The sequence below is a fragment of the Mesonia sp. HuA40 genome (assembly GCF_008017835.1).
Classification (GTDB): Bacteria; Bacteroidota; Bacteroidia; order Flavobacteriales; family Flavobacteriaceae; genus Mesonia.
Genome location: NZ_VRLT01000059.1, coordinates 253,357 through 265,594, shown reverse-complemented (window position 1 = coordinate 265,594; position 12,238 = coordinate 253,357). Strand labels below are relative to the sequence as shown.

Below are 12,238 nucleotides of genomic sequence, written 5' to 3'. Positions count from 1 at the left end.
ATATAAAAATACAGAGCATGAACGAAGAAATAAGAAATTTAGAACCTAAAGCGATTTGGAATAATTTTGCCGATTTGAATGCTGTCCCAAGGCCTTCAAAAAAAGAGGAAAGGGTGATTGCCTTTATGAAAGCTTTTGGTGAAAAATTAAATTTACCAACACAAGTTGATAAAATTGGAAATGTAGTGATAAAAAAGCCAGCTACACCAGGATATGAGGACAGACAAACTATTGTATTGCAGTCTCACCTTGATATGGTTCATCAAAAAAATAACGACACCGAGTTTGATTTTGATACGCAAGGAATAGAAATGTACGTTGAAGGAGACTGGGTGAAGGCAAAAGGAACTACCCTAGGAGCCGATAATGGCTTAGGAGTAGCAACTATTATGGCTATTCTTGAAAGCGATACCATCGAGCATCCGGCAATTGAGGCTTTATTTACCATTGATGAAGAAACCGGAATGACGGGAGCAAAAGAATTAGATGACAGTATTCTCGAAGGCACTATTTTACTTAATCTAGATACCGAAGAAGATGATGAAATTGGTATTGGGTGTGCCGGTGGTATAGATCTTACTGCTACGCGAAATTATGATCAAGAAAATTCGCCAGCAGATTCTACAACTTTTAAAATTATTGTGAATGGTTTAAATGGAGGTCATTCGGGTATGGATATCATTAAAGGCTTAGGAAATGCTAATAAATTAATGAATAGAATTTTATTGGCTACTCAAGAAAATGGACTTCGTGTTGCCCAGATTCAAGGGGGTGGCCTTAGAAATGCTATTCCTAGAGAAAGTGTTGCAAAGGTAGTTGTAGCCAATGATCAATTAGACGCATTTAAAGCAAGCTTTAATGATATTGCACAGGCCATCAAGGCCGAATATAATGGATTAGAGGAAGAATTAAATATACAATTTGAAGAGATCGAAAGCATTAAAGAAGTAATGGCTGTTGCCGATCAAAAATTGGTATTAAATAGTTTAGCCGCGGCACATAATGGAGTGTTTAGAATGAGTCCTGCCGTTGAAGGTTTGGTTGAAACTTCAAATAATATCGCTAAGGTAAGTTTAAGTGCCGGTAAAATTAAAATACTCTGCTTGACGCGTTCTTCTGTTGAATCTTCGAAGCATAATTTGGTGTCTGGCTTAAAAGCTAGTTTTGAATTAGGCGGTTTTAAGGTGGATTTAAGTGGGGATTATCCGGGTTGGGCCCCTAATCCAAATTCGCAAATGGTGAAAAATCTTGCAGAATTATATGTAAGGCAGAATGGCGAAGAAGCCAATGTAGCCGCATGTCACGCAGGATTAGAATGTGGAATCATAGGTAGCCACTATCCAAAAATGGACATGGTTTCTTTTGGGCCTACAATAAGAGGTGCACATTCACCTGATGAGCGGGCGAGTATTTCATCTACACAGAAATTTTGGAAATTTTTATTAGAAGCATTAAAAGAAATACCAAAAAAATAAAAACTAATTAAAAAAAGCTTAGCATTTCGCTAAGCTTTTTTTTGTAAAAATTTTTCGCCGTAGATATTACTATAAGGATTGCCTGTAGTTACAAAAAATTCACCATTAACGTATCGATAGTGATTGTCTTAATTTTTAATTTTTTCTAAGTCTTCGTGGTCTAAATTTATAGTTACGCTATTTAAATTCTCTTTTAACCGCTTAACATTGGTAGACTTGAGTATAACTGCATTTCCTCGTTGTACAGGTTAATTAATCAATACCTGTGCGGCATTTGCTCGTTGCTGGTCAGCTATTGAGAGGGTAGTTTCGTTCTCTAATAGGGAAGGTTCGTTTTCGGCCTTTATTTCTGGTATTCGGTTTTGACTTCATAAAGGTGAGTATGCCATCAATAAAATATTATTTTCTGTACAAAATTTATGTAATTCATTTTGTTATAAATAGGGGTGGAGTTCTACTTGATTCATTTCCGGGATAAACCTCTGTTTTATCCAGTAAATCTTTTAATTTCTTTATACTAAAATTTGAAACCCCAATATGTTTAACCAGGCCTTGCTTTTTTGCCTCAAACATAGCTTCCCAAGTTTTGATTATAGGAGCTTCTTTTAAAGAAAGATAATCATTTTTATTTTAAAGGTAAGAACTAGTCCGTAAAGGCAAAGTAAAAAAGTTAAGTTTAATATTTAGTTCGTGGATGATAATTTTCCATTACGGTTTTTAAATGTGATCTATCTAAATGCATATATACCTCTGTAGTGGTAATGCTTTCGTGGCCTAACATTTGCTGGATGCTGCGAAGATCTGCGCCATTTTCAAGAAGGTGAGTGGCAAAAGAATGTCTAAAGGTATGCGGACTTATATTTTTTTTGATGCCAGCAAGTTTGCAGAAATTTTTAACGAGGGTAAATATCATAGCTCGGGTAAGCTGCCTGCCTCTTCTGTTTAAAAACAATATGTCAACGCTTTCTTCTTTTACCGGATCTAAAACTCTTATTTCTTTTATGTAGTAAATTATGTAGGTAATAAGACTTTCTGTTACTGGAACCAAACGTTGTTTGTTACCTTTTCCTGTAACTCTTATAAAACCTTCTTCAAAAAATAAATCTGATAACTTGAGGTTTATTAGCTCAGAAACTCGCAGACCGCAACCATATAAGGTCTCTAAAATAGTGCGATTCCGTTCACCCTGTGGATGACTCAGATCAATGGCAGAAATAATAGCATCTATTTCTTGAACACTCAGTGTGTCGGGTAATCTTCGACCAATCTTAGGTGTTTCTACTAATTCCATCGGGTTATCTGTTCGATAATTTTCGTGCACCAAAAATTCAAAAAAGCTCTTTAATCCAGAAATTATACGGGCTTGAGAACGTGCATTAACAACTTTGTTTAACTCAAATAAAAAACTATGAATGGTGGTATTTTTAACCTCAACGAGTGATTCCGATAAATTATCTTGTTCTAAAAATTTGGTTAATTTAACAATATCTAACTCATAATTAATGATAGAATTATAGGATAAACCGCGTTCTAACTTGAGGTAAGTCTTGTAGTTTTGAATGAGTTGGCCAGATTTCATACCGTAAAAATAAACATTTAATGGGTATTTTAGATATTAGGGAAACTTTAGTGAGTACTTAATATATCTTTAAGATACTGCGCTGTAAGTTTGCTATAAATCTTTAAAAAATAAATTATGAAAAAATTAGTTTTAACTGCCATAGTTGCAGCAGCAGGAATTTTTGGCGCTCAAGCTCAAGCCAATTCAGATTTGGTTAAATTAGGTGTAAAAGGGGGAGTAAACCTGGCTACAGTAACTGGAGATGATTTTGATAGCCCAGATTCTAGAACGAGTTTTAATGCTGGTTTTGTAGCAGAAGTTCCTTTTTCTGAGCGCTTTTCTGTACAAGGTGAAGTGTTATACTCTGGTCAAGGTTTTGATGCAGTTCGTGTAGATCAAGATAATTTTTTAGATAATGATGAAAATATCGAAGTGCAATTAGATTATATTCAAATTCCTCTTCTTGCAAAAATATATTTGGTTGAAGGTTTAAGCGTAAGTGCAGGACCACAAATTGGTTTCTTAGTAAATAACGAAATAGATTATAAACCTAATAGCGACGGTGGCGACATTGATCTTGATGGAGCTTTAGAACCAGAAGATATTGACATTAGTTTAGCAGCTGGTCTTGAGTATGCTTTTGATAACGGATTTTTTATAAGTGGGCGCTATAACTACGGGTTTAGTGAAATTATAAAAGATGTAGATGTACACAACTCTGTTTTGCAATTCGGTATTGGGTATACTTTTAAATAATATGAATTTATAGAATGAAAAAAAAGCGATTGAGTTACTCAATCGCTTTTTTTAATGGCTTAAATTTTTTAAAACTTATAAATAAGTCCAAAATTTATATCATTTGTATCAATACCAAAATCAAAACGTTTGGTAGCTTCGGCTCCATCACTATCCGGTTTAGCCGAACTATAACCTAGGATTCCAACACTTGCCTCAATAGCAAAGTTGCTTGATAAAAAGTAACTAACACCAGGCATAACCCCAACATTTAAACCGTTTACTTTATTGTCAAAAATATCTTTGGTGTGCCCATATCCCAAATTTAATTCACCATAAGGGGTAAAACGTTTACCAGGTAAAAGATAATATCTACCAAATACTCCTACTTCAAAAGTAGAATTATCTACGGTATCACGACCTCTTGCATCTTCTGCGGTACTTTTACTATACCCCAATTGTGCACCTACTGCAAAGAAGTCATTTACAAAATATCCAAAACGTGGGATAATATTAAAATTACTGGTTTTAGAGTCATCTGGATTTTTTGTGGTGCTGTAACCTACAGAACCAGAAATAAACATGTCTCCAGAATTAAATCCTGGATTTTCTCCAGTTTCTTGAGCTTGAGCAAAAGTCAAGCTAAATACTGCCATTGCGCTAAAAATAAACTTTTTCATCTTTTGTGTAGTTTTAAATTTAGCGCAAAGTTAAACACCATATTTTAAATTTTATTTATAGAAATTGTGTTCATTTAATTCAAATTAAAGGCTAATTGATTTAAAAATTTATGTTTTTGGGGATGAAAGGAAATTTTGGAGCGTAACAATTATCAAAAATTGATTTTTTTAAGAGATTTTAGGAATATGAAATTTAACAAAAAATTAAACTATAAAAAAACTTGATAAACTTTGTATAGGCTTAGACTGCAAAGCTTAATAAATAAAGGCTTACAGAAAAAGATTACAATTTCTTTTGTACATTCGCTTAAAATTTAAATTAATCTAAAATGAAGAAATTATTTTTAGCTTTATTAGTTTTTATGGCTGGGCTAAGCATTTCTTATGCGCAATCAATGCAAGCTGGAATTACAGGAGGTTATTTAAACGTTGAAAGCAACAATAAAGATGAAAAAGGGTTCTACGCAGGTTTGTATATTGAGGCACCCTTAAGTAATAGTTTTGCTTTAAAACCCAGTTTGCTATACGGAAATGTTAGCGACAATAATTTACTCTATTTTCCTGTTGTTTTAAAATATTATTTATTATCAAATTTAAATGTGCAAGCGGGTCCGCAAGCTACTTACATTTTTGATATACCTAACAGTGATTTTAAAGATAGATTGGGCTTAGATTTAAGTATAGGAGCAGGCTTGAAACTTTTAAAAGATTTTACAGTGAGCTTAGATTATGGTTTTAAAATTGCAAAAAACAGTGAAACCTTTCAGTCAAGCGATTTTAATAGTTTAATGATAGGCTTATCTCTAGACTTATAAATCGAATAAAATGAAAATTCTTATCATAAACGGACCCAATTTAAATTTACTGGGAACACGTGAACCTCAGATTTACGGAACTTCAAATTTCGAGAATTATTTAGATAAATTACGTCAAGAATTTAAAGAGATAAATATTGATTATCTTCAATCTAATTACGAAGGTGATTTAATTGATGCATTGCAAATTGCAGCAGAAAAGGTAGATGCTATTATTCTCAACGCAGCTGCCTATTCGCATACCTCTATCGCATTGGCAGACACTGTAAAGGCCATACAAACACCAGTTGTCGAGGTGCATATTTCAAATATTTATGCGCGCGAATCTTTTCGTCACCATTCTTATTTAAGCCCGGTTTGTAAGGCCAGCTTGTCTGGCTTCGGACTTAGAGGCTATGCTATGGCGATATACTATTTAAAGCATGAAAACAACTAAAGCTTATTTAAATTGGAGCTCAGGTAAAGATGCCTGCTTAGCTCTTTATAAACTACAACAGTCTAAATCCTTAAGCGTTAACCTTTTACTAACAACCTATAACGCAGACCTAAATCGGGTAACCATGCACGGTGTACCTATCTCATTGGTAGAAGAGCAAGCTAAATCCCTTGGTTTACCTTTAGATTTTCTTAGCTTAAAAGGAGATGTTTCAATGACCACCTATAATGCAGCGGTTAAAAAAAAAGTTACTTCGCTTAAAGCGGAAGGATTCACAGCGAGTGTTTTTGGAGATATCGCATTAAAAGATTTAAAAGAGTATAGAGAAAAACAATATCGACCATTAGGGGTTGAACCGATTTTTCCGCTATGGGAAGAAGACACACAAAACCTAGCCAATTATTTTATCGATTTAGGATTTAAAGCAATAGTAATAGCAGTAAGTGCTAAAAAGTTAGATGCTTCTTTTTGCGGTAGAATTTATGACAGGGAATTTCTAAACAATCTACCAAAAGAAGTTGATCCTTGTGGAGAAAATGGGGAGTTCCATACTTTTGTTTATGACGGACCCAATTTTAAATTTCCTCTACCCTTTGAATTAGGAGATAAAATCATGCAAAGCTATCAGCCTAGTAAACGTAACGATAAAGACGATTGCTTTAAAAACCAAAGCTTTTGGGATAATCAATTTTGGTTTCAAGAATTAAAACAAATTGATTCATAACTTAACTTAAAAGTTTACTTTATTATTTTAGAATACCAATCGTTATTATAAGAAAGTTTTAAGAAGGCTTTTAAAAAAATTAAGTTTTGTATTAACCATATTTGTTCATAATTTAAAAACAAAAATATTATGCGAAACAAACTTTTATTTCTACCCCTTTTAATCTTTAGCTTATTTTTTAGCGCTTGCAGCGATGACGATGTAATAGATAGAATTAGAACCATTAATGATATCCCAGTAAGTGTTAATAAAACAGTTGACTATTTACCAATTAATGCATTCAACTTCCCAATTGAAACTAGCATTAATCTGCGTGCAGAGTTAGAAAAAGAGCTAGGAACAGATGAGGCTATAAATCAAGTTGAAGAAATAGAACTCGACGATATCGATATTGTTTTGGTTAGCGCCGATGACCAGAATAATTTTGATTTTGTAGACTCTGTGACTTTGAGCGTTCGTAAAGATGGACTGGATATTATGCAGGTGGCCAGTTTAGATAATGTGCCAAAGGGAGTCGAGCGAATTAGTTTAAATACCACAGATGCTTATTTAGACGAATATATAAGCTCCGAAGATTTAAAATTAATTGTACAATTTACAAGTACAGAAGATGCAAATAATATTACGGTTACTTTAGATATGGAATTTGATGCTAAAGTAAACCCATCTTTATAGTTTAAAATAAGTGAATCAAAAAAAGCCGAGAAGTTTTAAACTTCTCGGCTTTTTTTCTTTATAAACCTAGATTATAAATGAATAACTTCATCATAAGCATCTGCTGTAGCCTCCATTACCGCTTCACTCATAGTAGGGTGAGGGTGAACGGCCTTTAAAACTTCGTGCCCGGTAGTTTCTAATTTTCTACCCAATACAGCTTCGGCAATCATATCGGTAACACCAGCACCAATCATATGGCAACCCAACCATTCGCCATATTTAGCATCATAAATCACTTTTACAAAACCATCTTTCTTACCTGAAGCGCTAGCTTTTCCTGAGGCAGAGAAAGGGAATTTACCCACCTTAATTTCGTAACCTTGTTCTTTTGCTTGCTTTTCAGTTAATCCTACGCTGGCAATTTCGGGTGAAGCATAAGTACAGCCAGGAATATTGCCGTAATCTAAGGCTTCAACCTTCATTCCTTTTATTTTTTCAACACAAAGAATTCCTTCAGCGGAAGCTACGTGAGCTAAAGCTTGGCCTGGAGTAACATCACCAATAGCATAATAACCCGGAACATTTGTTTGGTACCATTCATTTACCTGAATTTTATCTTTATCGACTTGAATACCAACTTCTTCCAATCCTATATTTTCAATGTTCGTTTTAATTCCTACGGCACTTAAAACGATATCTGCTTCTAAAATTTCTTCTCCTTTTTTGGTTTTAACTGTAGCTTTTACACCTTCTCCAGAGGTATCTACTTTCTCAACAGAAGCATTGGTCATAACCTTTATACCTGATTTCTTGAATGATTTTTCAAATTGCTTTGAAACATCAATATCTTCAACTGGTACAAGATTTGGTAAATATTCTACAATAGTAACCTCGGTTCCCATGGCATTATAGAAATGGGCAAATTCAACACCTATAGCACCAGAACCTACTACAATCATTTTTTTAGGTTGCTTTTTTAAGGTCATAGCTTGGCGGTATCCAATTACTTTTTCACCGTCTTGCGGTAGGTTTGGTAATTCTCTAGATCTTGCACCCGTAGCAACAATAATATGATCTGCTTCGTAGGTTTTAGTTTGGTCATCTTTCGCAACCTCTACTTTTTTACCTTTCAATAACTTTCCGAAACCTTCAATGACATCAATTTTATTCTTTTTCATTAAAAATTGAACACCCTTACTCATCCCGTTGGCCACATCACGGCTTCTTTTTACCACGGCATCAAAATCTTTATCGGCTTCTTTAACTTTTAAACCATAATCTTCTGCATGCTTTAAATAGTTAAAAACCTCGGCACTTTTAAGCAGTGCTTTTGTAGGGATACAACCCCAGTTAAGGCAAACCCCTCCTAGACTTTCTTTTTCTATTACAGCGGTTTTAAAGCCTAATTGAGAAGCTCTAATTGCGGTAACATATCCACCCGGACCGCTTCCAAGTACAATGACATCATATTTACTCATAGTATTGTTTTTTATCTGTAGTAATGTGCTGCGAATTTAAACAATAATCCCCATAACCAAAAGAGTAGACTTTAATATCTACCACATGTTATAGGGATTTTTTTTATGCCTCACCTAAAACTCTTTCAGACTTAGCTTTTCAGATTCGAGTGCACGAGTTAATAGATCATAAGTTGATAGATCTTTTTTAGGGTCTTTTGCAAAGTCTGAAGGTAATACAACAAAGCGAAAAACTTGATTATCTGTAAAACCAAAATCAAGGTTACTTAAATCAAAATTACCATCTATTAGCAATTCAACATCTAAATCGGTGTGGTTGTAAACATATTGAATAGTCCCCTCTGGTAAAAAAAAATTTTGTGGGATAAGACTCCACGTTTCAACACTATTTCCGTTAACATTTTGCACTTCTAAACGATAAACCAGTATAGCATCAGACGGCTCTACAATAATTTCTGGCGGTATATCCAGTATACGTGTAAAAAGATTAGCATTGAAATCATAATTAAAGTCTACGTTTTCATACTCAAAGGTTTGCCCTAGAATATTGGTTCCGTCTATGCCTGGTGGACCCATAGGTCCTCGATCGCCTTCGCAACTCCATAAAATAGGAAAGGCTAATAATAATAGTAATTTTTTCATTCTTCTTCTTCTTTAAAATTTATACTTATTGAGTTTACGCAATATCTTTTTCCCGTTTGGGTAGGGCCATCATCAAAAACATGACCTAAATGACTGCCGCAAGAAGCACACAGTATTTCAGTTCTTATCATTCCTAAAGAGGTGTCTTTTTTATATTCTATACTTCCCTCAATGGCTTTGTCAAAACTAGGCCAACCACAATGAGCGTCAAATTTAGTGTCACTTTCAAACAATAAAGCATCACAGGCTTTGCAATGGTATTCACCAGATTCAAAATGCAAATTATACTCTCCTGTATGCGGTCTTTCTGTTCCTTTTTGTCGCAAAATTCGATATTCTTCTGGCGTCAAAATAGATTGCCATTCCTTTTCAGTTTTTTGTACTGAATAATTTACCTCTTTATTCATGATTTTTTTATCAATTTTATTATTTTCATTTTGTTTTTGGGCTTGAGAAGTACAACTTACAAATAATATTGTAAACCCGATAAAAATTAAATTTTTCATATTTTTTCTTTTAGAAGAAACAAGTTTCGTGCCGTTTTATACATACTCTTATGGAGTATTTATTGTTAAAACATTAATAAAGGAAAAACGAATATTGTCATATTTTTCTATATTGGAACAAAATTTAAATTACCATGAAAAACAAATTTGTAATTTTTTTAAGTTTTATTTTTCTGATTTTGAGTGGCTGTAGCCAAAATCCGTTTACGGGAAAAAAAACATTGGCGTTAGTGCCTAATGCACAAATTTTACCAATGGCCTTTCAACAATACGACCAGTTTTTACAAGAAAATCAGGTTGTTAACAATACCTCAGAATCTAGGATGGTTAAAACAGTTGGACAAAAAATTGCTACCGCTGCGCAACGTTGGCTGAATGCCAATGGTTATCAAGGATATCTAGAAGGTTACCAATGGGAGTATAATTTGGTTAAAGATGATCAAGTAAATGCTTGGTGTATGCCAGGAGGTAAAATAGTGGTTTACACAGGAATTTTACCCATAACTAAAAGCGAGGCAGGTTTGGCTGTAGTAATGGGCCACGAAGTAGCACATGCTTTAGCCAATCATGGTCAACAGCGTATGAGTGCGAGCCAATTACAACAATTAGGCGCTGTGGCTACCGCCGTTGGATCTCAAGCAGCGGGTGTAAGCGAAGAAAATGCTGCTTTACTTAATCAAGCTTATGGTATAGGTACACAAGTAGGTTTAATGTTACCTTATAGTAGGAGTCACGAAACAGAAGCTGATAAAATAGGACTTACATTGATGGCTGTAGCAGGTTATGATCCTCACGAAGCAGCCGATTTGTGGCGACGCATGAAGGCTCAAGGCGGACAAGCTCCTCCAGAGATTTTATCAACTCACCCTTCTAACGATACGAGAATTAATAATCTTGAGGTATGGGCCGATGAAGCTATGGCTGAAGCCAAAAAATTTGGAGTCACCACATTTAAAAGATAGATAAAAAAACCTTCTGAAGCTTCAGAAGGTTTTTTTTATTCAGGAAAAGTAGCTCGAACAATCTTTTTTGCCTCTGACTCGTGGGCCTTTGGGACAAATAGTTGTACCTGATTAATATCGCCGCCATAGAAACCAGCTCTTAATCCAGATTCATAATTATTTTTTTTAATACTATTGATGCCAGCTTTTTCCAGAATATTCTGTATATATTGAATGTTGACATCGCTTCCAGTATATATCAAAGTTAAGATTGTGTCCATTTTTTATTTGTAAAATACAATAATTTTATGATTCTGGCAATGGTTGTAAAAGTTGTTTATCGATTAAATCCTCAAATTTTTCTCTTTCACGTATAAGGAAAAGCTCTTCTTTATAAAGCATCACTTCGGCTGGCCTTAATCTAGAATTATAATTACTTGCCATTGAAAAGCAATAAGCTCCAGCATTCTTAAAGGCTAGATAATCACCTTCGTTGATTTCACTTATTTGTTGGTTATTAGCAAAAGTGTCCGTCTCACAGATATATCCTACAACCGAATAAAAGCGTTTGTGGTTCTTGGGTTGAGAGATATTTATAATTTCGTGTTTTGCTCCATAAAGCATCGGTCTAATTAAGTGATTAAAGCCAGAATCAACTTGAGCAAAAACGGTCGAAGTGGTTTGTTTAATTGCATTGGTTTTTACAACAAAATAACCTGCCTCGCTTACCAAAAACTTTCCAGGTTCAAAAGTAAGGGCAAGTTTTTTGCCATAAGACTCACAGAAATCCATAAATCGTTTGCTTAGCTGTTCTCCTAAGTTTTCAATATCTGTTTCTATATCATTTGGTCCGTAAGCCACCTTGAAACCACTACCAAAATCAAGAAATGATAAATTTTTAAAATGTCTGGCGGTATCAAATAAGATTTCGGCTGCTCGAAGAAACACTCCAATATCTAAAATATCGCTACCCGTGTGCATATGGAGCCCGTTTATATTCATTTTAGTATTGGCAACTATGCGTAAAATATGCGGTAATTGGTGGATAGAAATTCCAAATTTAGAGTCTATATGGCCTACAGAGATATTAGTGTTTCCGCCAGCCATAATATGTGGATTTATACGTAAACAAACCGGTACTTCGGGATAGATATTTCCAAATTTTTCTAATACATTTAAATTGTCAATATTTATCTGAACGCCTAGCCTTACGGCTTCTTCTAACTCTGTAAAACATACTCCATTTGGCGTGAAAATAATCTTTTTCGGATCAAATCCTGCGTGTAACCCTAATTTAATCTCTTCTATGGATACGGTATCTAATCCGCTCCCACATTTCTTTAAAATGTTGAGAATATTTAAATTGGATAATGCTTTTACAGCATACCTAATTTCTAATCGTTCAATAGAATTGAAGGCATTTTTTAGGCGGTAAAATTGTTGCTGAATCTTTTGCGTATCATAAACATAAAGGGGAGTGCCAAACCTCTCGGCTGCCTTGATTAAATGTGAATTTTTCATTTTTATTGGGGTATAAACTAGATTTTATTTCAATCAAAGCCTAAACCGCAAAAAAGTGGTCTTTTTT

15 protein-coding genes are annotated in these 12,238 nt (G+C 34.3%); 7 read left to right on the top strand and 8 right to left on the bottom strand.

What is annotated here, in order from left to right; genetic code table 11:
* The first annotated feature begins 17 nt into the window (after positions 1 to 17).
* Positions 18 to 1,475, top strand: a complete 1,458-nt coding sequence (locus FT993_RS10850; protein WP_147862570.1) for an aminoacyl-histidine dipeptidase — start codon at positions 18 to 20, stop codon at positions 1,473 to 1,475.
* Positions 1,476 to 1,901: 426 nt separating this feature from the next.
* Here FT993_RS10850 and FT993_RS12520 read toward each other — a convergent pair whose 3' ends face one another.
* Together FT993_RS12520 and xerD are read right to left on the bottom strand one after the other, a co-directional pair.
* Positions 1,902 to 2,048 carry an aldo/keto reductase gene (locus tag FT993_RS12520; protein WP_255504479.1) on the bottom strand — a complete coding sequence of 49 codons (147 nt, stop codon included), beginning with the start codon at positions 2,046 to 2,048 and terminating at the stop codon, positions 1,902 to 1,904.
* A 103-nt stretch (positions 2,049 to 2,151) separates the two neighbouring features.
* On the bottom strand, positions 2,152 to 3,054 hold the full coding sequence (gene xerD / locus FT993_RS10840) for a site-specific tyrosine recombinase XerD (RefSeq protein WP_147862569.1): 903 nt from the start codon (positions 3,052 to 3,054) through the stop codon (positions 2,152 to 2,154).
* A 117-nt stretch (positions 3,055 to 3,171) separates the two neighbouring features.
* On the opposite strand from xerD, the gene FT993_RS10835 reads away from it, so the two are divergent.
* A complete protein-coding gene (locus FT993_RS10835) occupies positions 3,172 to 3,792 on the top strand; it encodes a porin family protein (protein ID WP_147862568.1) in 621 nt (206 codons plus the stop codon).
* 68 nt (positions 3,793 to 3,860) lie between these two features.
* Here the strand turns inward: FT993_RS10835 and FT993_RS10830 are convergent, their stop codons facing one another.
* Positions 3,861 to 4,451 (bottom strand): porin family protein, encoded by a 591-nt coding sequence (locus FT993_RS10830; protein ID WP_147862567.1) that lies wholly within the window; start codon positions 4,449 to 4,451, stop codon positions 3,861 to 3,863.
* A 329-nt stretch (positions 4,452 to 4,780) separates the two neighbouring features.
* On the opposite strand from FT993_RS10830, the gene FT993_RS10825 reads away from it, so the two are divergent.
* From FT993_RS10825 to FT993_RS10810, 4 genes are all read left to right on the top strand, one after another.
* Positions 4,781 to 5,266, top strand: a complete 486-nt coding sequence (locus FT993_RS10825) for an outer membrane beta-barrel protein (RefSeq protein WP_147862566.1) — start codon at positions 4,781 to 4,783, stop codon at positions 5,264 to 5,266.
* A 10-nt stretch (positions 5,267 to 5,276) separates the two neighbouring features.
* Entirely contained in the window at positions 5,277 to 5,702 is a 426-nt protein-coding gene (gene aroQ, locus FT993_RS10820) for a type II 3-dehydroquinate dehydratase (protein ID WP_147862565.1), read from the top strand.
* Positions 5,689 to 6,426, top strand: coding sequence for a diphthine--ammonia ligase (locus FT993_RS10815; protein ID WP_147862564.1), 738 nt, complete (start codon positions 5,689 to 5,691; stop codon positions 6,424 to 6,426). The genes aroQ and FT993_RS10815 overlap by 14 nt, the downstream gene beginning before the upstream one ends.
* Before the next feature lie 129 nt (positions 6,427 to 6,555).
* Positions 6,556 to 7,101 (top strand): hypothetical protein, encoded by a 546-nt coding sequence (locus FT993_RS10810; protein WP_147862563.1) that lies wholly within the window; start codon positions 6,556 to 6,558, stop codon positions 7,099 to 7,101.
* Between the two features lie 71 nt (positions 7,102 to 7,172).
* Here FT993_RS10810 and lpdA read toward each other — a convergent pair whose 3' ends face one another.
* The 3 genes from lpdA to msrB all read right to left on the bottom strand — a co-directional run bounded on the left by lpdA (position 7,173) and on the right by msrB (position 9,709).
* Positions 7,173 to 8,561 carry a dihydrolipoyl dehydrogenase gene (lpdA, locus tag FT993_RS10805; protein ID WP_147862562.1) on the bottom strand — a complete coding sequence of 463 codons (1,389 nt, stop codon included), beginning with the start codon at positions 8,559 to 8,561 and terminating at the stop codon, positions 7,173 to 7,175.
* Positions 8,562 to 8,675: 114 nt separating this feature from the next.
* Positions 8,676 to 9,203, bottom strand: a complete 528-nt coding sequence (locus FT993_RS10800) for a collagen-like protein (protein ID WP_147862561.1) — start codon at positions 9,201 to 9,203, stop codon at positions 8,676 to 8,678.
* Positions 9,200 to 9,709, bottom strand: coding sequence for a peptide-methionine (R)-S-oxide reductase MsrB (msrB, locus tag FT993_RS10795; protein ID WP_370450895.1), 510 nt, complete (start codon positions 9,707 to 9,709; stop codon positions 9,200 to 9,202). Before msrB ends, FT993_RS10800 begins: the two co-directional genes overlap by 4 nt.
* Before the next feature lie 134 nt (positions 9,710 to 9,843).
* Between msrB and FT993_RS10790 the strand changes: the two genes are divergently transcribed.
* On the top strand, positions 9,844 to 10,671 hold the full coding sequence (locus tag FT993_RS10790; protein ID WP_147862560.1) for a M48 family metallopeptidase: 828 nt from the start codon (positions 9,844 to 9,846) through the stop codon (positions 10,669 to 10,671).
* Between the two features lie 35 nt (positions 10,672 to 10,706).
* Here FT993_RS10790 and FT993_RS10785 read toward each other — a convergent pair whose 3' ends face one another.
* The gene (locus tag FT993_RS10785; protein WP_147862559.1) at positions 10,707 to 10,931 is read right to left on the bottom strand and encodes a DUF2007 domain-containing protein; all 225 of its coding nucleotides are present in this window, start codon (positions 10,929 to 10,931) and stop codon (positions 10,707 to 10,709) included.
* A 25-nt stretch (positions 10,932 to 10,956) separates the two neighbouring features.
* Positions 10,957 to 12,171, bottom strand: coding sequence for a diaminopimelate decarboxylase (gene lysA, locus FT993_RS10780; RefSeq protein WP_147862558.1), 1,215 nt, complete (start codon positions 12,169 to 12,171; stop codon positions 10,957 to 10,959).
* Between the last annotated feature and the right edge of the window lie 67 nt (positions 12,172 to 12,238).